Source organism: Mycobacterium sp. PSTR-4-N (assembly GCF_022348085.1).
Classification (GTDB): Bacteria; Actinomycetota; Actinomycetes; order Mycobacteriales; family Mycobacteriaceae; genus Mycobacterium.
In genome coordinates this window covers 40875-61025 of record NZ_JAKRFN010000030.1, presented here as the reverse complement: position 1 = coordinate 61025, position 20151 = coordinate 40875, and the positions used below count along the sequence as shown (strand labels likewise).

The following is a 20151-nucleotide window of genomic DNA, read 5'->3' as shown; positions in this document are numbered from 1 at the left end:
ATAGAGTTACGGCGGCCATAGCGGCAGGGAAACGCCCGGACCCATCCCGAACCCGGAAGCTAAGCCTACCAGCGCCGATGATACTACCCACACGGGTGGAAAAGTAGGACACCGCCGAACACACATTGGAATCGCCCCCCACTTTCGTGGGGGGCGATTTCCTATTTCTCCGCATTATTCGGTGCGCATAATTCGTCTACATATTTGCGCAATTGTGGTGTCCCCGATTGTGCCCGTATCCTTTTGTGGTGCCCGAAGACAATAAGGCCGGCCGCGGTGACCGCCGGCCCCAGCGCGGCGGTCCTGCCGGCAACAGGCAGGCCCCGCGCCGCGATCAGCGCTCGGCGCCGCGCAGCTCGGGTCCGCATCGCGCACGTCCTGCACAACCCAGATCGCAGGACGAGACGAAATTCACCGGACCGCCCATTCCTGCAGAGATCGAGGCCAAACAGCTCTCTCCCGAAATCCGCGGCGAATTGACCACCCTCGACAGGGCCACCGCTGATGCCGTCGCCCGCCACCTGGTGGCGGCCGGCGAACTGCTCGACGAGGATCCCGAGGCGGCACTGGCCCACGCCAGAGCGGCGCGGGCACGCTCGGGCCGCATCGCGGCCGTGCGGGAAGCCGTCGGCATCGCTGCCTACGCCTGCGGCGATTGGGCGCAGGCGCTCTCCGAGCTCAGGGCCGCCCGCCGAATGGGCAGTCGCTCACCACTTCTCGCGATGATCGCCGACTGCGAGCGGGGCGTCGGACGCCCCGAACGCGCCATCGAACTCGCCCGCAGCCCCGAGGCCGGCCAGCTCACCGGCGACGACGCGGACGAACTGCGCATCGTCGTCGCAGGCGCCCGCTCGGACCTCGGCCAACACGAACAGGCGCTCGCCGTACTGTCCACGCCTCCACTGGATTCGGGGCGCACCGGTGAGACGGCCGCCCGGCTGTTCTACGTCTACGCCGACACGCTGCTGGCCCTCGATCGTCGTGACGAGGCATTGCAGTGGTTCCTCAAGTCCGCGGCTGCCGACGTCGACGGTGTCACCGACGCCGAAGAGCGGATCACGGAACTGTCCTGACGTGAAAACGCTTGCGCACCTCCACGACTGCTTTCTGCTCGACCTGGACGGAACGGTCTTCCGCGGACACGAGCCGACGCCCGGCGCGGTCGACACCCTGGTCGCGATCGATGCCCGGCTGCTGTTCGTGACCAACAATGCCTCGCGCAGCGCCGCCCAGGTCGCCGACCATCTGCGTGAACTCGGCTTCACCGCGACCCCCGACGATGTCGTGACCAGCGCCCAGTCGGCCGCGCGGATGCTGGCCGAGCAGCTACCTGATCAGTCGAAAGTGCTGATCGTCGGCACCGACTCACTCGCCGACGAGATCCGGACGGTCGGTCTGCAGCCGGTGCGTCAGTTCTCCGACGAGCCCGTCGCCGTCGTGCAAGGGCACTCACAGCAGACCGCGTGGTCAGATCTGGCCGAGGCGGCACTGGCCGTGCGGGCCGGTGCGCTGTGGGTGGCCGCCAACGTCGACAAGACGCTGCCCTCGGAGCGGGGTCTGCTGCCCGGCAACGGCTCGATGGTCGCCGCGCTGCGCACGGCCACCGATCAGCAGCCCCAGGTGGCCGGCAAGCCCGCGCCCGCGCTGATGGCAGACGCGTTGGCGCGCGGTGACTTCGAGGCGCCGCTGGTGGTCGGCGACCGGCTCGACACCGACATCGAGGGCGCCCGCGCCGCGGGCCTGCCCAGTCTGATGGTGTTGTGCGGGGTCAACGACGCCGCCGATGCGATTTTCGCGGTGGCCGATCAGCGGCCGGACATGATCGCCGAGGATCTGCGTGCCCTCAACGACGACGCCGACCTCCTACGGGTCGGCCCGCATCCCGCATGGCGCGTCGACTACGGCGAGCGCATCACCGTGGCGTCCACCGGCGAGGAGCCCGGCGATGACCTGTCCATCGTCCGCGCGATCGCGGCGGCGGTGTGGCAGGCAGCCGACGAGCCCGGCCGGACCGCGATCGTCGCGGCCGACGACGCGGCCCGCGAGGCGGCGCAGCGGTGGTCGCTGCTCGGCCCCGCCATCGACTAGCGTGGCAGCCGAGATGAGTACCGAACCCGACCAGATCCGTACCCAGGTCGCCGAACTCCTCGGAGAACCGACCGAGCCCACCGACGCTGATCTGGATTCCGTCGCCGCCCGCCTGGAGGAGGCGCACGACCTGCTGGTGCGCGCGCTGGAATCGGTCGAGAAGGGCTGATCCGCGTGACGCGGCGCGCTCGTGTGGACGCCGAGCTGGTTCGACGCGGGTTGGCCCGCTCGCGCCAGCAGGCGGCCGAGCTGATCGGCGCGGGCCGCGTCAGCGTGGACGGTATGCGAGCAGCCAAACCTGCGACGGCCATCGCGACGACTGCCCACCTGACCGTCGATCACGCCGACGAGCCCAGCTGGGTGTCTCGCGGTGCGCACAAGCTCATCGGCGCGCTCGACGCGTTCGGAGTGGCGGTCCAGGGGCGGCGCTGCCTGGACGCAGGCGCCTCCACCGGAGGGTTCACCGAGGTCCTGCTGTCCCGCGGAGCACAGCAGATCCTGGCGGTCGACGTCGGTTACGGGCAGCTCGCGTGGTCATTGCGCACCGATGACCGGGTCACGGTGATGGAGCGGACCAACGTGAGGGAGCTGACCGCGGAGGCCATCGGCGGTCCGGTCGACCTGATCGTCGCCGACCTGTCGTTCATCTCGCTGGCGACCGTGCTGCCGGCGCTGACTGCGTGCGCGTCGTCGGCCGCAGATATCGTTCCCATGGTGAAGCCGCAGTTCGAGGTCGGCAAGGACCGGGTGGGTGCCGGGGGCGTGGTCTCCGACCCGCTGCTGCGCATCGACGCGGTGCGCTCGGTCGCGGCGACCGCGCACACGCTGGGTTGGTGCAGTGTCGCCGTCACGGCGAGCCCGCTACCGGGCCCGGCCGGCAACGTCGAGTACTTCCTGCACCTACGTGCCGACACGACGAATGCCCTCAGCGGCGACGCGCTCGAGACCGCGATCCGCCGCGCAGTCGAGGAAGGTCCGCAATGACAGCCCAACGCACCGTCCTGCTGGTGGTGCACACCGGACGGGACGACGCCCTCGACGTTGCGCGACGGGTGGCAAAGGTGTTCGGCGACAACGGAATCGCCCTTCGCGTGCTCTCTGCCGAAGCGGTGGACTCGCCGCAGCGCCGATCGACGGACATGAGTGCCCTCGGTGTCGACGTCGACGTCGTCGATGCCGATCAGCGTGCCGCCCAGGGGTGCGAACTGGTTCTGGTGCTCGGCGGCGACGGCACGTTCCTGCGCGCGGCCGAGCTGGCCCGCAATGTCGAGATACCGGTACTCGGGGTGAACCTCGGCAAGATCGGCTTCCTCGCCGAGGCCGAAGCGGATTCGATCGACACGGTGCTCGACCACATCGTGCGCCGCGACTACCGCGTCGAGGAACGGATGACACTCGACGTCACCGTGTGGTCGGGCGGAGAGCTGCTCGACCGCGGCTGGGCGCTCAACGAGGCCAGCCTGGAGAAGGGCCCACGGCTGGGCGTGCTCGGCGTGGTCCTCGAAGTCGACGGTCGCCCGGTGTCGGCGTTCGGGTGCGACGGCGTGCTCGTGTCGAGTCCGACCGGATCCACCGCGTACGCGTTCTCCGCCGGCGGCCCCGTGCTGTGGCCCGACCTGGAGGCGATCATCGTGGTGCCCAACAACGCGCACGCGTTGTTCGCCCGGCCGATGGTCACCAGCCCCAATGCCTTGATCGCCATCGAGATCGAGGCAGGCGGACACGACGCGCTGGTGTTCTGCGACGGGCGTCGGGAAATGGTGCTGCCCGCCGGCAGCCGCCTCGAGGTGACCCGCTGCGGCACGCCGCTGAAGTGGGTACGCCTGGACAGCGCACCGTTCACCGACCGGCTGGTGCGCAAGTTCCGGTTGCCAGTCACAGGGTGGCGCGGACAGTAGTGCTAGCCGAGATTCGGATCGAGTCGCTGGGCGCGATCAGCGCCGCGACCGCGGAATTCGACGGTGGATTGACCGTGCTCACCGGGGAGACCGGCGCAGGCAAGACCATGGTCGTGACGGGCCTGCACCTGCTCGGGGGCGCCCGCGCGGACCCGGCCCGCGTGCGCTCGGGGTCGGCCAAGGCGGTCGTCGAGGGCCGGTTCGTGACTGACGAGATCGGCGCGGACGCGGTCGCCCGCGTCGATGACATCCTCGATTCCTCAGGTGCCGAGCGCGACGACGACGGCAGTGTGATCGCGGCCCGCTCCGTGAGTCGTGAGGGGCCGTCGCGGGCCTATCTGGGCGGCCGCAGCGTGCCCGCCAAGTCGCTGAGCGAGTTCACCGGCGAGCTGTTGACGCTGCACGGCCAGAACGACCAGCTGCGCCTGATGCGTCCGGATCAGCAGCGCGCCGCCCTCGACCGCCATGCCGGCGTCACCTCGCAGCTACAGCACTACCGGACCGTGCGCGACGAGTGGCTGGCCGCGCGCAGCGACCTCGAGGAGCGGCGCCGCAGCGCCCGGGAACTGGCCCAGGAGGCGGACCGGCTGCAGTTCGGTATCGACGAGATCGAGGCGGTCGCACCGCAGCCGGGCGAGGACGAGTCGTTGGTGTCCGACATCCGGCGCCTGTCCGAGCTCGACGCGCTGCGCGAGGCGGTGCAGACGGCGCGCGCAGCGCTCGCCGGTGACAGCGAGCCCGGCGCCGACGGAGTGGCCGCCGTCGACACGATCGGGCAGGCGCGCTCGGCGCTCGAGCACACCGATGACGCCGCGCTCAAGGCGCTGGCCGCACAACTCGACGGAGCATTGACGGTCGTCGTCGACGTCGCCGCCGAGCTGGGCCACTTCCTGTCCGAACTACCCAGCGACGCAAGCGCTCTGGAGACCAAGCTGGCCCGGCAGGCCGAACTGCGTTCGCTGACCCGCAAGTACGCCCCCGACGTGGACGGCGTGCTGGAGTGGGCGCGCACCTCCCGCGAGCGGCTCGCGCAGCTCGACGTCTCCGAGGAAGCGATGGCCGGGCTCGCGCGTCGCGTGGACGAGCTGGCCGGGTCGGTCGCCTCGGCCGCGGCGACAGTGACCAAGGCCCGCGTGAAGGCCGCCAAGGGATTGGCGAAGGCGGTCACCGCCGAACTCGGCGGGCTCGCGATGGCCGGCGCGCAGTTCACCATCGCGGTCAGCCCGCTGCCGACCCGCCCCGACGACAGTGCGCCGTTGACGCTGAGCTCCGGTGACGTCGTGCACGCCGGCCGCGACGGTGTCGACGCGGTGGAATTCGGGTTTGCCGCGCACTCCGGGTCGGACATCCTGCCGCTGCACAAGAGCGCGTCCGGCGGTGAGCTGTCGCGCGTGATGCTCGCCCTCGAGGTGGTTCTGGCCGCGTCGACAGAAGGCACCACGATGGTCTTCGACGAAGTCGACGCCGGGGTCGGCGGGCGTGCGGCAGTGCAGATCGGGCGCCGGCTGGCCCGCCTGGCCCGCACCCACCAGGTGATCGTCGTGACCCACCTACCGCAGGTCGCCGCCTATGCCGACGTGCACCTGGTCATCGAGGGTCAGACGGAGGCGACCTCGACGCGCGCCAAGACCAGCGGTGTGCGGCGCCTCGGCGAAGACGACCGGGTCGCAGAACTGGCGAGAATGTTGGCCGGTCTGGGGGAGTCCGACAGCGGCCGTGCGCACGCGCGGGAGCTGCTCGACGCGGCGCGGCAGGAGCGTGACGCGCCGGACTGACGTGTGACTGGTGTGAAAAGAAGAGACTTCTGAGGCTGATGTTACGGCGCGCCTCCGACGGATCCACGGGGTTGCTGGCCAGAATCCCCCCATGAAGATGTCAGCGCTGCTCTCCCGAAACGCCAGTTCACGGCCGGGCATCACCGGCACCGCCCGCGTGGACCGCGACATCGACCGGCTGCTGCGCCGGGTGACTCCCGGCGACATCGTCGTCATCGACGCCCAAGACCTCGACCGCGTCACCGCCGATGCTCTCGTGGAGGCCAACATCGCGGCCGTGGTGAACGCCTCGTCGTCGATCTCGGGGCGCTATCCCAACCTCGGACCCGAGGTGCTCGTCGCCAACGGCATCACCCTCGTCGACGACACCGGCCCGGAGGTGTTCAAGAAGGTCAAGGACGGTGCACGGATCCGGCTCAACGAGGGCGGCGTCTACTCCGGTGATCGCCGGCTCATCCTGGGCACCGAGCGCACCGACGCCGACATCCACGAGCTGATGCAGGAAGCCAAGGGCGGGCTGGTCGCGCACCTGGAGGCCTTCGCCGGCAACTCGATCGAGTTCATCCGCAGCGAGAGCCCGCTGCTCATCGACGGCATCGGCATCCCCGACATCGACGTCGACCTCAACCGTCGCCACGTCGTGGTCGTCGCCGAGGAGGACCACGCCGCCGCCGACCTCAAGGCGCTCAAACCGTTCATCAAGGAGTACCAGCCGGTGCTCGTCGGCGTCGGCACCGGCGCCGACGTCCTGCGCAAGGCCGGCTACCGGCCGGCGTTGATCGTCGGCGACCCGGACAAGATCAGCACCGAGGCGCTGCGCAGCGGCGCGCAGGTGGTGCTTCCCGCCGACGCCGATGGGCACGCCGCCGGTCTGGAGCGCATCCAGGACCTCGGCGTCGGGGCGATGACGTTCCCGGCCGCGGGATCGGCTGCCGATCTCGCGCTGCTGCTGTGCGATCACCACGGGGCGTCGCTGATCGTCACCGTCGGCCACACCGCAAGCATCGAGGAGTTCTTCGACCGCACCCGGCAGCGCAGCAATCCGTCGACCTTCCTGACCCGGCTGAAGGTGGGCGAGAAGCTGGTCGACGCCAAAGCCGTTGCGACGCTGTACCGCAGCCGTGTCTCCGGCGGTGCGATCGCGCTACTCGTCCTCGCGATGCTGATCGCGGTGATCGCCGCGCTGTGGGTGTCGCGCGCCGATGCCGCCGTGCTCGAATGGATCACCCACACGTGGAATCAGTTCCTGCTGTGGGTGCAGGGTCTGGTCTCCTAGGGCTCGCGACATGATCTCGCTGCGTTCGCACGCCATCTCGCTGGCCGCCGTGTTCCTGGCGCTCGCCATCGGCATCGCCCTGGGTTCCGGGCTGCTGTCCAACACCGTGCTGTCGGGTCTGCGCGACGACAAGGCGCAGATGCAGACCGAGATCGACATCCTCACCAACGACCGCAATGCTCTCAACGAAAAGCTCAGTGCCGCAGGCGACTTCGATGCGCAGATGGCCCCTCGCATCCTGCGTGGCAGCCTGGCCGACAAGTCGGTGGTGCTGTTCCGCACCCCGGATGCCGCCGACGACGACGTCGACGCCGTGTCTCGCCTCGTCAGTGCGGCGGGCGGTTCGGTCAGCGGCACCATCGCGCTGACCCAGGAGTTCGTCGACGCCAACGCCGCCGAGAAGCTGCTGTCGGTCGTGAACTCGCCGATCGTGCCCGCCGGCACCCAGCTGAGCACCACGACCGTCGACCAGGGCTCCCAAGCCGGCGACCTGCTCGGCATCACACTGCTGGCCGCCAAGGACCCCAAGGCTCCGCCCGTCAACGACGATCAGCGCGACACCGTGCTCTCCGCGCTCCGCGACACCGGTTTCATCACCTACGGGACCGAGCGCATCGGTGTGGCCGACACCGCGGTCGTCATCACCGGTGGCGGTCTCGGCGACGATGCCGGCAATCAGGGCGCGACGGTGGCCCGCTTCGCCGCCGGACTCGCCCCGCACGGCGCGGGCGTCGTGCTCGCCGGCCGGGACGGCGCCGCCTCGGGGACCTCGGCGGTCGCCGTCGTACGCTCCGACAACGCCCTCGCGAGCACGGTCAGCACCGTCGACGACGTCGACCGGGAATCCGGCCGGATCACCACTGTGCTCGCGCTGGGCGCGCTGGTCGGAGGCGGCAAACCCGGTCAGTACGGCACCGGACAGGGCGCTAGCGCGGTCACCGTTCCCCAGTAGCGCCGCCGCGTGCCCGCGTGTCAGTGACGCGGCAACGCAGTCGCTGTTAGGGTGGAGTTCCGTGCCAGGCCAAATGAAGCCGTTGCGCAAGCATCCGCAGACCGCCACCAAACACCTCTTCGTGACCGGTGGGGTGGTGTCCTCTCTCGGCAAGGGGTTGACGGCATCCAGCCTCGGTCAACTCCTCACCGCGCGTGGTCTGCAGGTCACGATGCAGAAGCTGGATCCGTACCTCAACGTCGATCCGGGCACCATGAACCCGTTCCAGCACGGTGAGGTGTTCGTCACCGAGGACGGCGCCGAAACCGACCTGGACGTCGGCCACTACGAGCGCTTCCTGGATCGCAACCTGACCGGGTACGCCAATGTGACGACAGGCCAGGTGTATTCGTCGGTGATCGCCAAGGAGCGCCGGGGCGAGTACCTCGGCGACACCGTGCAGGTCATCCCGCACATCACCGACGAGATCAAGAACCGGGTACTGGCCATGGCCGAGCCCGACGCCGACGGGAACCGCCCCGATGTGGTGATCACCGAAGTGGGCGGCACGGTCGGCGACATCGAGTCGCTGCCGTTCCTGGAAGCCGCGCGGCAGGTGCGCCACGAGGTCGGCCGGGAAAACTGCTTCTTCCTGCACTGCTCGCTGATCCCCTACATGGCGCCCTCCGGAGAACTGAAGACCAAGCCGACGCAGCACTCGGTGGCGGCACTGCGCAGCATCGGCATCCAGCCCGACGCGCTGATCCTGCGCTGCGACCGGGACGTGCCGGAAGGGCTGAAGAACAAGATCGCCCTGATGTGTGACGTCGACATCGACGGCTGCATCTCCACCCCCGATGCGCCGTCGATCTACGACATCCCCAAGGTGTTGCACCGCGAGGAACTGGACGCCTATGTGGTGCGCCGGCTGAACTTGCCGTTCCGCGACGTCGACTGGACGCAGTGGAACGATCTGCTGCGCCGCGTGCACGAGCCGCGTGAGACCGTGCGGATCGCGCTGGTGGGCAAGTACATCGATCTCTCCGACGCCTACCTGTCGGTCGCCGAGGCGCTGCGCGCGGGCGGATTCGCCCACCACGCCCGGGTGGAGATGCGCTGGGTGGCCTCCGACGACTGCGAGACCGACACCGGGGCGGCCAGCGCGCTGGCCGACGTCGACGGCGTGCTGATCCCCGGCGGGTTCGGCATCCGCGGGATCGAGGGCAAGATCGGCGCCATCCGCTACGCCCGCCGCCGCGGCCTGCCGGTGCTCGGCCTGTGCCTGGGACTGCAGTGCATCGTGATCGAGGCGGCGCGGTCGGTCGGGCTGACCGAGGCCAGCTCGGCCGAGTTCGATCCCGACACACCGGACCCGGTGATCTCGACGATGGCCGACCAGAAGGAGATCGTCGCCGGCGAAGCGGACCTCGGCGGCACCATGCGGCTGGGCGCCTATCCGGCCGTTCTGACCCCGAATTCGATTGTCGCGCAGGCGTATCAGTCGACCGAGGTGTCCGAGCGGCACCGCCACCGCTACGAGGTCAACAACGCCTACCGCGCGCAGATCGCCGAGGGCGGGCTGCGGTTCTCGGGCACCTCGCCCGATGGACACCTGGTGGAGTTCGTCGAATACGACCCCGAGGTGCACCCGTTCCTGGTCGGCACCCAGGCCCACCCGGAGCTCAAGAGCCGGCCGACCCGGCCGCACCCGCTGTTCGTCGCGTTCGTCGGTGCGTCCCTCGATTACAAGAACGCCGAACGACTCCCCGTCGACATTCCCGAGATTCCGGAGGCTCCCGAGCGGGAAACCAACGGCGCCAAGCATTCTCTGGAAGACGCGCCCGCCCGTGGCTGACGGGACCGGCAACCACGACTTCTCGGTGGCCTCGTCGGAGACCCTCTACGTCGGCAACATCTTCGCGCTGCGTGCCGACGAGGTGCGGATGCCGGGCGGAGCGACGGCGCGCCGCGAGATCGTCGAGCACTACGGCGCGGTCGCCGTGGTCGCCCTCGACGAGGACAGGCGCGTCACGCTCGTCTACCAGTACCGGCACCCGTTCGGCCGCCGGCTGTGGGAGCTGCCCGCGGGCCTGCTCGACATGAGCGGTGAACCGCCGCACGTGTCCGCGGCGCGGGAACTCGAAGAAGAGGCCGGACTGGCCGCCGAGACCTGGCACACGCTGGTCGACCTCGACACCGCGGCCGGGTTCAGCGACGAGAGCGTGCGGGTGTTCCTGGCAACTGGGCTGCGTGAGGTGGGCCGCCCGGAGGCTGAACACGAAGAAGCCGACCTCGTCGTCGAGCGTGTCGCGCTCGAAGACGCCGTCGCCAAGGTGTACTCGGGGGAGATCGTCAACTCGATCTCCGTCGCCGGCATCCTGGCCGCGCACGCGATGCCCGGCATCGATGCGCTCCGCGCCGTCGACGCGCCCTGGACCGACAGGCCCCGGGCGTTCGCACGGCGGAAGGGACACGCGTGACCCAGACGTTCTCGTCTGTCGGCTCCACCCTCGAGGTCCAGATCCAGGGCTATCTCGACCACCTGGCGATTGAACGCGGCGCGGCCGCGAACACGCTGAGCTCCTACCGGCGGGACCTGCGCCGCTACGTCGAGCACCTGTCCTCGCGCGGCGTCACCGACCTGGCCGAGGCCACCGAACCCGACGTCAGTGACTTCCTCGTCGCGCTGCGCCAGGGCGACCCCGACAACGGCGTGCCCGCGCTGTCGGCGGTCTCGGCGGCGCGCGCGCTGATCGCGGTACGCGGCCTGCACCGCTTCGCCGCCGCCGAGGGGATCGCGACGCTCGACGTGGCCCGCGAGGTCAAACCGCCCACCCCGAGCCGGCGCCTGCCCAAGAGCCTGTCGCTGGACGAGGTGCTGGCGCTGTTGGAAGCCGCCGGCGGTGACAGCGACGCCGACGGGCCGCTGACGCTGCGTAACCGAGCACTGCTGGAACTGCTGTACTCGACCGGGGCGCGGATCTCCGAAGCCGTCGGCCTCGACATCGACGACATCGATCTGCAGGCGCGCTCGGTGCTGCTGCACGGCAAGGGCGGCAAGCAGCGGCTGATTCCGATCGGCCGGCCCGCCGTCGCCGCGCTGGACGCCTACCTCGTGCGGGCCCGCCCCGACCTGGCCCGTCGCGGCAGGGGAGTCCCGGCGATCTTCCTCAATGCCCGGGGCGGCCGGCTGTCCCGGCAGAGTGCGTGGCAGGTGCTCCAGGACGCGGCCGATCGTGCGGGTATCACCGCCGCGGTGTCCCCGCACGTGCTGCGGCACTCGTTCGCCACCCACCTCCTCGACGGCGGCGCCGACGTGCGCGTCGTGCAGGAGCTTCTCGGCCACGCCTCGGTGACCACCACGCAGATCTACACGATGGTCACCGTCAACGCGCTGCGCGAGGTGTGGGCCGGCGCGCACCCGAGGGCGCGCTAGCGTGCGGGTCTGCCTCGCCGGCGCGCCATCTCCCGTTAAACTCGTCGCGATGTCCGCCACGCCTGAAGGTTGCCTGACCAGCGACGGTCCGGCATGACCGACGACACGGGCACATCCATCCCTGAAGCGGGACCCGAACCCGACCCGGCACCTGAGCCTGAACCCACTCCCGGACTGACCGGCCGGCTGCCCCGTCACATCCCCGAACCGCCGCCGCGCACCTCACACGGCCCGGCCACCGTGATCGCGATGTGCAATCAGAAGGGCGGCGTCGGCAAGACCACGTCGACCATCAACCTGGGCGCCGCCCTCGCCGAGTACGGCCGCCGGGTGCTGCTCGTCGACCTCGACCCGCAGGGTGCGCTGTCCGCCGGGCTCGGCGTCCCGCACTACGAGCTGGACAACACCGTCTACAACCTGCTCGTCGAGCCGCGGGTGTCGATCGATCAGGTGCTGATCACGACCCGGGTACCGGGCCTCGACCTGGTGCCCAGCAACATCGACCTGTCCGCCGCCGAGATCCAGCTCGTCAACGAGGTGGGGCGGGAGCAATCGCTGGCGCGGGCGCTCTACCCGGTGCTGGACCGCTACGACTACGTGTTGATCGACTGCCAACCCTCGCTGGGCCTGCTCACCGTCAACGGCCTCGCGTGCAGCGACGGCGTCGTCATCCCGACCGAATGCGAGTACTTCTCGCTGCGGGGTCTGGCACTGCTCACCGACACCGTCGAGAAAGTGCACGACCGGCTCAATCCCAAGCTCGACATCAGCGGGATCCTCATCACCCGCTACGACCCGCGCACCGTCAACTCCCGCGAGGTGATGGCCCGGGTGGTCGAACGCTTCGGCGACCTGGTGTTCGACACCGTGATCACCCGCACCGTGCGCTTTCCCGAGACCAGCGTGGCCGGCGAGCCGATCACCACGTGGGCGCCGAAATCGGCTGGGGCCGAGGCGTACCGGGCGCTGGCGCGCGAGGTCATCCACCGGTTCGGCGCGTGAGCGAGCCCACCGGGTTCCAGGTTCGGCTGAGCAATTTCGAGGGCCCGTTCGACCTGCTGCTGCAGCTGATCTTCGCCCACCGGCTCGACGTCACCGAGGTGGCGCTGCACCAGGTCACCGACGAGTTCATCGCCTACACCAAACAGATCGGCAGCACCTTGGGCCTCGACGAGACGACGTCGTTCCTGGTGGTCGCCGCGACCCTGCTCGATCTGAAAGCGGCCCGGCTGCTGCCGGCCGGTGATGTGCACGACGAGGACGACCTGGCGCTGCTGGAGGTGCGCGACCTTCTCTTCGCCCGGCTGCTGCAGTACCGCGCGTTCAAGCACGTCGCGGAGATGTTCGCCGAACTGGAGTCCGCGGCGCTGCGGAGCTACCCCCGGGCTGTGGCGTTGGAGGATCGTTTCGCCGACCTGCTGCCCGAGGTGATGCTCGGGGTGGATGCGGCCCGATTCGCCGAGATCGCTGCCGCCGCGTTCACCCCCCGCCCGGTGCCGACCGTCGGGCTCGATCACCTCCACCAGGTCCCGGTGTCGGTGCCCGAGCAGGCCGCCAATCTGATGTCGCTGCTGGAGGACCGCGGAATCGGCGAATGGGCGTCCTTCTCCGATCTGGTCGCCGGCTGCCAGGTGCCGATGGAGATCGTCGCGCGCTTCCTGGCACTGCTCGAGCTGTTCCGCGCCCGGGCGGTAGCATTCGACCAGTCAGAACCGCTGGGCGTGCTCCAGATTTCCTGGACCGGGGAGCGGCCCAACAGCGAGCAGTTGGCGACCGCGGACGCCGAATAGCGCGGGACTAGAGAACATGCCAGAAGACTTTTCGCCGGACGCCGAGCCGGACAACGAGCCCGATGCCGAGCACGTCGAGGCCGACCTCGAGGATGCCGAGCTCGATGCGGTGCTCGAGGCGCTGCTGCTCGTGGTCGACACCCCGGTCCCTGTCGACGCGCTCGCGACGGCCACGGACGCCCCCGCGGCCAGGGTCGCCGAGCGGTTGCAGCTGCTCGCGGACGGGTTCGCCGCCCGGGGCAGCGGTATCGATCTGCGCGAAGCCGGCGGTGGGTGGCGGATGTACACCCGCGCCCGCTACGCGCCGTACGTGGAGAAGCTGCTGCTCGACGGCGCTCGGACGCGGCTGACACGCGCCGCACTGGAGACCCTGGCGGTGGTCGCCTATCGGCAGCCGGTCACGCGGGCCCGGGTGAGTGCGGTGCGCGGCGTCAACGTCGACGCGGTGATCCGGACACTGGTGGCGCGCGGGCTCATCACCGAGGCCGGTACCGATCCCGATTCCGGTGCGGTCACCTTCGCCACCACCGAGCTGTTCCTCGAACGCCTCGGCTTGTCGTCGCTGACCGATCTGCCCGACATCGCACCGTTGCTGCCGAACGTCGACGTGATCGACGACATCAGCGAAAACCTGGACGAGGAGCCACGTTTCATGAAACTCAACGGGACATCGGCTGGGTCCCAGCCGGACCCGGCGATCGACGTCGACGCGGAACGGGAGTGACGATGAGCGACGACGAGGGCGTGCGGCTGCAAAAGGTGTTGTCGCAGGCCGGGATCGCCTCCCGGCGGGTGGCCGAGAAGATGATTCGCGACGGCCGGGTCGAGGTCGACGGCATCATCGTCACCGAACTCGGTACCCGCGTGGATCCGCAGAACTCGACGATCCGGGTCGACGGTGCGCGGATCGCCGTCGATGACGACCGGGTCTACCTGGCGATCAACAAACCGCGCGGTATGCATTCGACGATGTCCGACGATCGCGGCCGCCCCTGTGTCGGAGACCTCGTCGAGCACCGGGTGCGCGGTAACAAGAGCCTTTTCCACGTCGGCCGGCTCGACGCCGACACCGAGGGTCTGCTGCTGCTCACCAACGACGGTGAGCTCGCCCACCGGCTCATGCACCCGTCGTTCGAGGTGCCCAAGACCTACCTGGCCACGGTGATGGGCAGCGTCCCCCGCGGGTTGGGCAAGAAGCTGCGCGGCGGCATCGAGCTGGACGACGGTCCGGTGCGGGTGGACGACTTCGCCGTCGTCGACACCGTGCCGGGCCGATCCTTGGTGAAGGTCACGCTGCACGAGGGCCGCAAGCACATCGTGCGCCGGCTGCTCGCCGAGGTCGGCTTCCCGGTTCAGGAATTGGTCCGCACCGACATCGGCGCGGTCACGCTCGGCGAGCAGCGGCCGGGCAGCATCCGGGTGTTGACGCAGAAGGAGATCGGCGACCTCTACAAGGCGGTGGGACTGTGACCCGGTCGGTGGTGATCGCGATCGACGGTCCGGCAGGTACCGGAAAGTCAACCGTAGCAAGGGGATTGGCGACCGCCCTGAAAGCCCGCTACCTGGACACCGGGGCGATGTACCGCATCGTCACGCTGGCCGCGCTACGGCAGGGAGTCGACCTCGACGACCCGGCGGCGATCACGGCGGCGGTGCGCGACACCGCGATGGCCGTCGGCCACGACCCCGCCGAGGACCGGTCCTTCCTGGCCGGCGAGGACGTCTCGGCCGAGATCCGCGGCGACGCGGTGACCAAGGCGGTGTCGGCGGTCTCGGCGGTCCCTGAGGTGCGCGCCCGGCTGGTGACGCTGCAGCGCGAGCTCGCCGACGGTGACGAGCCCGTGGTCGTCGAGGGCCGAGACATCGGCACCGTCGTGCTGCCCGACGCCGACGTGAAGATCTTCCTGACCGCCTCCGCCGAAGAACGGGCCCGCCGCCGCAACGACCAGAACGTCGCATCCGGGCTGCCCGACGACTACGACGCGGTGCTCGCCGATGTCCGCCGTCGCGACCATCTCGACTCCACCCGGGCGGTGTCGCCGTTGCGCGCTGCCGACGACGCGCTGGTGGTCGACACCAGCGACATGACCCAAGACCAGGTGATCGGCCATCTGACCGCACTGGTCGAACAGAAAGCCGGTGCGATCAGATGAGTGAAGGAGACGGCGTCTGGTTCGACGAGGGCGACTGGGAAGTCGGCGCCGACGAGATCAGCGAAGCGGTCGAGGAAGCGTCGGCGCCGCCACCGGTGCTGGCCGTCGTCGGCCGGCCCAACGTCGGCAAATCGACACTGGTGAACCGCATCCTGGGCCGCCGCGAGGCCGTCGTTCAGGACATCCCCGGCGTCACCCGCGACCGCGTCTCCTACGACGCGTCCTGGTCGGGCCGCCGGTTCGTCGTGCAGGACACCGGCGGATGGGAGCCCGACGCGAAAGGCCTGCAGCAGCTGGTCGCCGAGCAGGCCTCGGTGGCGATGCGCACCGCCGACGCGATCGTGTTCGTGGTCGACGCCGTCGTCGGCGCGACGAGCGCGGACGAGGCCGCCGCCAAGATCCTGCAGCGCTCCGGCAAGCCGGTGTTCCTCGCCGCCAACAAGGTGGACAACGACCGCGGCGAGGCTGACGCCGCCGCGCTGTGGTCGCTGGGATTGGGGGAGCCGCACCCGATCAGCGCGATGCACGGCCGCGGCGTCGCTGATCTGCTCGACGCGGTCCTCGAGGAACTGCCCGCCCTCTCCGAGGTCGGCGGCAGTGGTGGCGGACCACGCCGGGTCGCGCTGGTCGGCAAACCGAACGTCGGCAAGTCCTCACTGCTCAACCGGCTCGCCGGTGACGAACGGTCCGTCGTGCACGACGTCGCCGGCACCACCGTCGATCCCGTCGACTCGCTCATCGAGATGGACGGCAAGCTCTGGCGCTTCGTCGACACCGCCGGGCTGCGCCGCAAGGTGGGGCAGGCCAGCGGGCACGAGTTCTACGCCTCGGTCCGTACCCACGGCGCGATCGACGCCGCCGAGGTCGCGATCGTGCTCATCGATGCCTCACAACCGCTGACCGAGCAGGACCAGCGGGTGCTGTCGATGGTGGTCGAAGCAGGCCGCGCGCTGGTGCTGGCGTTCAACAAATGGGACCTCGTCGACGAGGACCGCCGCTACCTGCTCGACCGCGAGATCGACCTGCAGCTGGCGCAGATCCAGTGGGCGCCCCGGGTCAACATCTCCGCCAAGACCGGCCGGGCGGTGCAGAAACTGGTGCCGGCACTGGAAACCGCGCTGACCTCGTGGGACAAGCGGATCACGACCGGCCAGCTGAACACGTTCCTCAAAGAGGTCGTCGCCGCGACGCCGCCGCCGGTGCGCGGCGGCAAGCAGCCGCGCATCCTGTTCGCCACCCAGGCCACCACCCGACCGCCGACGTTCGTGCTGTTCACCAGCGGGTTCTTGGAGGCCGGGTACCGGCGGTTCCTGGAGCGGCGGCTGCGTGAGACGTTCGGCTTCGACGGCAGCCCGGTGCGGATCAACGTCCGGGTGCGTGAAAAGAGGGGTCCCAAGCGCCGATAGGGTGAGCCGAGTGCCCGTCGTCGACATGATCCTCATCGCCCTGGCGGGCGTCGGAGCGGGCGCGATCAATGCGCTCGTCGGCTCCGGCACCCTCATCACGTTCCCGACGCTCGTCGCACTGGGGTATCCGCCGGTGACCTCGACGATGTCCAACGCGGTGGGCCTGGTGGCCGGCGGCGTATCCGGCACCTGGGGCTACCGGCGGGAACTGCGCGGACAGTGGCACCGGCTGCGGTGGCAGATCCCGGCGTCGCTGCTCGGCGCGGGTGGCGGAGCCTGGCTGCTGCTGCACCTGCCGGAGAAGGTGTTCCTCCGCATCGTGCCGGTGCTGCTGGTGCTCGCACTCGTGCTGGTGGTCATCGGGCCGCGCATCCAGGCCTGGGCGCGCCGCCGTGCCGAGGCGGCCGGCCAGTCCGCCGACCACGTCTCCGCGGCGCGGATGACCGCGCTCGTCGCGTTGACGTTCGCGGTCGGCGTCTACGGCGGCTACTTCACCGCCGCGCAGGGCATTTTGCTGGTCGCAGTCATGGGTGCGCTGCTGCCCGAGGACATGCAACGCATGAACGCCGCCAAGAACCTGCTGTCGCTGCTGGTCAACATCGTCGCGGCCGTCGCCTACACGGTGGTGGCGTTCGACCGGATCAGCTGGGCGGCTGCCGGGCTGATAGCGATCGGGTCGCTCATCGGCGGATTCCTCGGTGCCCACTACGGGCGCCGACTTTCGCCGAACGTGCTCCGCGCGGTGATCGTCGTGGTGGGATTGATCGGGCTGTACCGGTTGTTGACCGTGTAAGCTGACCGGGATCTGATCAGGGGATGGGGTAATCGATGGTCGACAGCGTGCTGGTGGCGGCTGCGCCGTCCGAAGCGTCTGCACTCGAGCCCTTCTGGCCGTCGCGCCGCCTGATGGCTTTCGACGAGTGGTGTTGTCGGCGTCCCTGACGCCGAGTCCCCACGTCCGGCCGGTCGCTTTGCGTGACCGCATCCCCCGAAAGCACCCATGCGTTCGCTTCTGATCTTCACCCTCGTCGGTGTCGGCGCCCAACTCGTCGACGGTGCCCTGGGCATGGCCTTCGGGGTCACGGCCACCACGTTGCTGGTGCTCTCCAGCGTCGGCGCGGCCCAAGCCAGCGCCGCGGTGCACCTCGCCGAGGTCGGCACCACGCTGGCGTCCGGACTGTCGCACTGGCGGTTCAAGAACATCGACTGGCCGCTGGTCGCCAAGCTGGGTGTGCCCGGAGCGATCGGCGCCTTCGTCGGTGCGACCGTGCTGTCCTCGCTGTCGACGGAGCACGCAGCTCCGCTGATGGCTGCCATCCTGATGGTGATCGGCATGTATGTGCTGCTGCGTTTCTCGCTGCGCACCCCGCTGGTGATCGGCGGTGAGGGCACTCGGCACGGGGTGAAGTTCCTCGCGCCACTGGGTTTGTTCGGCGGCTTCATCGACGCCTCCGGTGGCGGCGGCTGGGGTCCCGTCACGACCAGCACACTGCTCTCGCAGGGCAAGACGGCGCCGCGCACCGTCATCGGTTCGGTCAGCGCCTCGGAGTTCCTGGTGTCGGTGTCGGCGTCGATCGGTTTCCTGATCGGGCTGCGTCACGAGTTCCTGGAGAACTGGCCGGTGGTGGTCGGGCTGATGGTCGGCGGTGTCATCGCCGCGCCGATCGCAGCGTGGCTGGTGAGCCGCATCAGCCCCGCGCTGCTGGGCACCGCGGTCGGCGGGGTCATCGTCTTGACCAACAGTCAGAAGTTGGTGCATTTCTTCGACATCCACTGGCCGTGGTCGACGGCCATCTACACGCTGATCGTCGTGGTGTGGGTGTCGCTGGTCATCTACGCGTGGCGGGTGTCGCGGGCACCCAAGTCGCTGCCGGTCACCGATTCCAGCTCAGAAGTGCTCCCGCGCTGACTCCTGCTCGAGGACGGCGTCGAGATCGCCGAGACGTTCCATCGAGGACACCGCACGGCGGGTGCGCATGTTCTTGGCGAGCAGATCCTTGTGGCGGTGCGTGAAGGCCCAGTACCCCGCGGTGAACGGACACGCATCGTCGCCGAGGCGCTTCTTCGGGTCGAACGCGCAGTCGCCGCAATAGTCGCTCATCTTGTTGATGTAGGCGCCGCCGGAGGTGTACGGCTTGGTGGCCAGCAGTCCGCCGTCGGCGTGTTGACTCATGCCGACGACGTTGGTGGGCATCACCCAGCGGAACCCGTCGACGTAGGCGGTGGCAAACCACTCGGCCAGCTCGTCAGGCCGGTAGCCGCGCTGCAGGGCATGGCTGCCCAGGATCATCAGCCGCTGGATGTGGTGAGACCAGCCGCGGTCGCGCACGCCTTTGAGGGCGTGGTGCAGACAGGCCGCGGTGACCTCGTCGGCGTCCAGGTCGGCCCACCACTGCGGCAGCTTGGTGTGCGCTCTCAGCTCGTTCTTCTTCGTGTACTGCGGGCCGAAGTGCCAGTAGAGATGCCACATGTACTCGCGCCAGCCGAGGATCTGGCGGATGAAGCCCTCGGTGGCGGCCAGGGGAGCGTTGCCATCGCGGTAGGCCTGCTCGGCGGCTTCGACGGCATCGAGGGGGTGCAGGACGCCGAGGTTCAGCGGGACCGACAGCAGCGAGTGCGACATCGCCCAGTCGCCGCCCATCATCGCGTCCTCGTAGCGGCCGAACAGCTCCAGCCGGTGGTCGATGAAGCGCTTCAGCGCCCGCTTGGCCTCGGTGGGGGTGACGGCGAACAGGCGCGGACCGTCGGCGCCGACGGTGTCGAGGTCCATCGCGTCGAGGTCGTGGCGGACCTGCTCATCGATGTCGTCCTCGCGCGGCTTGTAGGGGGCGGGCACGTCGAGTGTGGCCTGCTTCTTGGGCGGGGACTCGCGGTTGTCCTCGTCGTAGTTCCAACGCTTGCCGACGGGATCCGCGCCCTCCATCAGCACGTCGAAGCGGCGGCGTTGGTCGCGGTAGAAATCCTCCATGCGAAAACGGGTCCGGTTGCCGGCCCAATCTTCGAAGTCCTTGCGCGGCAAGGCAAATGTCGGGGTGGGGAGGACTTCCTCGACGAGGCCCTGCTTCTGGAGCCGGTTGACGAAACGTTCGGCCGCGTGCGAGGTGGGTTGGTGGACCAGCACTGGACGGTCGAATTGCTCGAGCGCGTCGGTGTAGGTGTCCGCCTTGAGCAGGGTCGCGCGGTCGCCGAGATCGCGCTCGGCATGGCGCAGCGCCGAGAGGACCAGGTGCAGTTTCTGGCGGTGATACCGGCGTTTGGCCAGAGCCGAGGTGGCCTCGACGAGCAGGACCTCGCGGTGGGCGTGCTCGCCGCCGTAGACGGCCGGGCCGAGCTGATCGGCGAACAGCCACAGGGGAGTGTCGCTCATTGGTCAGTTGTACCCGCGCGGGGCACGGCGA

At 69.5% G+C, this 20151-nt stretch carries 20 protein-coding genes and 1 rRNA gene; 20 read left to right on the top strand and 1 reads right to left on the bottom strand.

The genetic code is table 11. From position 1 onward, the window contains the following. The first annotated feature begins 7 nt into the window (after positions 1 to 7). The 20 genes from rrf (at position 8) to MHN84_RS27195 (ending at position 18662) form a co-directional block, all read left to right on the top strand. Positions 8 to 120: ribosomal RNA gene (gene rrf, locus MHN84_RS27290) — 5S ribosomal RNA — on the top strand. 128 nt (positions 121 to 248) lie between these two features. Then, positions 249 to 1073 (top strand): tetratricopeptide repeat protein, encoded by an 825-nt coding sequence (locus MHN84_RS27285; protein ID WP_241207601.1) that lies wholly within the window; start codon positions 249 to 251, stop codon positions 1071 to 1073. 1 nt (position 1074) lies between these two features. Continuing rightward, positions 1075 to 2088, top strand: coding sequence for an HAD-IIA family hydrolase (locus MHN84_RS27280; protein WP_241207600.1), 1014 nt, complete (start codon positions 1075 to 1077; stop codon positions 2086 to 2088). Positions 2089 to 2101: 13 nt separating this feature from the next. Further along, complete coding sequence (locus tag MHN84_RS27275) at positions 2102 to 2257, top strand: hypothetical protein (RefSeq protein WP_241207599.1); 156 nt, start codon at positions 2102 to 2104, stop codon at positions 2255 to 2257. A 5-nt stretch (positions 2258 to 2262) separates the two neighbouring features. Beyond that, positions 2263 to 3072: a TlyA family RNA methyltransferase gene (locus MHN84_RS27270; RefSeq protein ID WP_241207598.1), complete on the top strand. Its 810-nt coding sequence runs from the start codon at positions 2263 to 2265 to the stop codon at positions 3070 to 3072. Next, positions 3069 to 3986 carry an NAD kinase gene (locus tag MHN84_RS27265; protein WP_241207597.1) on the top strand — a complete coding sequence of 306 codons (918 nt, stop codon included), beginning with the start codon at positions 3069 to 3071 and terminating at the stop codon, positions 3984 to 3986. The genes MHN84_RS27270 and MHN84_RS27265 overlap by 4 nt, the downstream gene beginning before the upstream one ends. Continuing rightward, on the top strand, positions 3986 to 5761 hold the full coding sequence (gene recN, locus MHN84_RS27260; RefSeq protein WP_241207608.1) for a DNA repair protein RecN: 1776 nt from the start codon (positions 3986 to 3988) through the stop codon (positions 5759 to 5761). The genes MHN84_RS27265 and recN overlap by 1 nt, the downstream gene beginning before the upstream one ends. 91 nt (positions 5762 to 5852) lie before the next feature. Next, complete coding sequence (gene steA, locus MHN84_RS27255) at positions 5853 to 7037, top strand: putative cytokinetic ring protein SteA (protein WP_241207596.1); 1185 nt, start codon at positions 5853 to 5855, stop codon at positions 7035 to 7037. Positions 7038 to 7047: 10 nt separating this feature from the next. Beyond that, positions 7048 to 7989 carry a copper transporter gene (locus MHN84_RS27250; RefSeq protein WP_241207595.1) on the top strand — a complete coding sequence of 314 codons (942 nt, stop codon included), beginning with the start codon at positions 7048 to 7050 and terminating at the stop codon, positions 7987 to 7989. A 73-nt stretch (positions 7990 to 8062) separates the two neighbouring features. Then, complete coding sequence (locus MHN84_RS27245) at positions 8063 to 9823, top strand: CTP synthase (protein WP_241207607.1); 1761 nt, start codon at positions 8063 to 8065, stop codon at positions 9821 to 9823. Beyond that, complete coding sequence (locus tag MHN84_RS27240) at positions 9816 to 10448, top strand: NUDIX domain-containing protein (protein ID WP_241207594.1); 633 nt, start codon at positions 9816 to 9818, stop codon at positions 10446 to 10448. The genes MHN84_RS27245 and MHN84_RS27240 overlap by 8 nt, the downstream gene beginning before the upstream one ends. Further along, a complete protein-coding gene (gene xerD, locus MHN84_RS27235; protein WP_241207593.1) occupies positions 10445 to 11404 on the top strand; it encodes a site-specific tyrosine recombinase XerD in 960 nt (319 codons plus the stop codon). Before MHN84_RS27240 ends, xerD begins: the two co-directional genes overlap by 4 nt. 93 nt (positions 11405 to 11497) lie before the next feature. Beyond that, positions 11498 to 12406, top strand: a complete 909-nt coding sequence (locus MHN84_RS27230; RefSeq protein ID WP_304654343.1) for a ParA family protein — start codon at positions 11498 to 11500, stop codon at positions 12404 to 12406. Continuing rightward, the gene (locus MHN84_RS27225; protein WP_241207592.1) at positions 12403 to 13194 is read left to right on the top strand and encodes a segregation/condensation protein A; all 792 of its coding nucleotides are present in this window, start codon (positions 12403 to 12405) and stop codon (positions 13192 to 13194) included. Before MHN84_RS27230 ends, MHN84_RS27225 begins: the two co-directional genes overlap by 4 nt. Positions 13195 to 13210: 16 nt before the next feature. After that, positions 13211 to 13918, top strand: a complete 708-nt coding sequence (gene scpB / locus MHN84_RS27220) for an SMC-Scp complex subunit ScpB (RefSeq protein WP_241207591.1) — start codon at positions 13211 to 13213, stop codon at positions 13916 to 13918. A 2-nt stretch (positions 13919 to 13920) separates the two neighbouring features. Beyond that, the gene (locus tag MHN84_RS27215) at positions 13921 to 14664 is read left to right on the top strand and encodes a pseudouridine synthase (RefSeq protein WP_241207590.1); all 744 of its coding nucleotides are present in this window, start codon (positions 13921 to 13923) and stop codon (positions 14662 to 14664) included. After that, complete coding sequence (cmk, locus tag MHN84_RS27210) at positions 14661 to 15347, top strand: (d)CMP kinase (protein WP_241207589.1); 687 nt, start codon at positions 14661 to 14663, stop codon at positions 15345 to 15347. The genes MHN84_RS27215 and cmk overlap by 4 nt, the downstream gene beginning before the upstream one ends. After that, positions 15344 to 16753 carry a ribosome biogenesis GTPase Der gene (gene der, locus MHN84_RS27205; RefSeq protein WP_241207588.1) on the top strand — a complete coding sequence of 470 codons (1410 nt, stop codon included), beginning with the start codon at positions 15344 to 15346 and terminating at the stop codon, positions 16751 to 16753. Before cmk ends, der begins: the two co-directional genes overlap by 4 nt. 25 nt (positions 16754 to 16778) lie before the next feature. Further along, a complete protein-coding gene (locus tag MHN84_RS27200; protein WP_241207605.1) occupies positions 16779 to 17546 on the top strand; it encodes a sulfite exporter TauE/SafE family protein in 768 nt (255 codons plus the stop codon). Between the two features lie 207 nt (positions 17547 to 17753). After that, a complete protein-coding gene (locus MHN84_RS27195; RefSeq protein WP_241207587.1) occupies positions 17754 to 18662 on the top strand; it encodes a sulfite exporter TauE/SafE family protein in 909 nt (302 codons plus the stop codon). On the opposite strand, the gene MHN84_RS27190 is transcribed toward MHN84_RS27195, so the two are convergent. After that, positions 18642 to 20120: a cryptochrome/photolyase family protein gene (locus tag MHN84_RS27190; RefSeq protein ID WP_241207586.1), complete on the bottom strand. Its 1479-nt coding sequence runs from the start codon at positions 20118 to 20120 to the stop codon at positions 18642 to 18644. The genes MHN84_RS27195 and MHN84_RS27190 overlap by 21 nt on opposite strands. Positions 20121 to 20151: the final 31 nt, after the last annotated feature.

Bases quoted from the DNA above. Each gene is read 5' to 3' on its own strand.
- MHN84_RS27250 (WP_241207595.1), top strand. From the start codon at position 7,048: ATGATCTCGCTGCGTTCGCACGCCATCTCGCTGGCCGCCGTGTTCCTG.
- scpB (WP_241207591.1), top strand. From the start codon at position 13,211: ATGCCAGAAGACTTTTCGCCGGACGCCGAGCCGGACAACGAGCCCGAT.
- MHN84_RS27245 (WP_241207607.1), top strand. From the start codon at position 8,063: ATGAAGCCGTTGCGCAAGCATCCGCAGACCGCCACCAAACACCTCTTC.
- MHN84_RS27190 (WP_241207586.1), bottom strand. From the start codon at position 20,120: ATGAGCGACACTCCCCTGTGGCTGTTCGCCGATCAGCTCGGCCCGGCC.
- MHN84_RS27265 (WP_241207597.1), top strand. From the start codon at position 3,069: ATGACAGCCCAACGCACCGTCCTGCTGGTGGTGCACACCGGACGGGAC.
- MHN84_RS27215 (WP_241207590.1), top strand. From the start codon at position 13,921: ATGAGCGACGACGAGGGCGTGCGGCTGCAAAAGGTGTTGTCGCAGGCC.
- MHN84_RS27275 (WP_241207599.1), top strand. From the start codon at position 2,102: ATGAGTACCGAACCCGACCAGATCCGTACCCAGGTCGCCGAACTCCTC.
- der (WP_241207588.1), top strand. From the start codon at position 15,344: ATGAGTGAAGGAGACGGCGTCTGGTTCGACGAGGGCGACTGGGAAGTC.
- MHN84_RS27200 (WP_241207605.1), top strand. From the start codon at position 16,779: ATGATCCTCATCGCCCTGGCGGGCGTCGGAGCGGGCGCGATCAATGCG.
- MHN84_RS27195 (WP_241207587.1), top strand. From the start codon at position 17,754: ATGCGTTCGCTTCTGATCTTCACCCTCGTCGGTGTCGGCGCCCAACTC.
- MHN84_RS27230 (WP_304654343.1), top strand. From the start codon at position 11,498: ATGACCGACGACACGGGCACATCCATCCCTGAAGCGGGACCCGAACCC.
- steA (WP_241207596.1), top strand. From the start codon at position 5,853: ATGAAGATGTCAGCGCTGCTCTCCCGAAACGCCAGTTCACGGCCGGGC.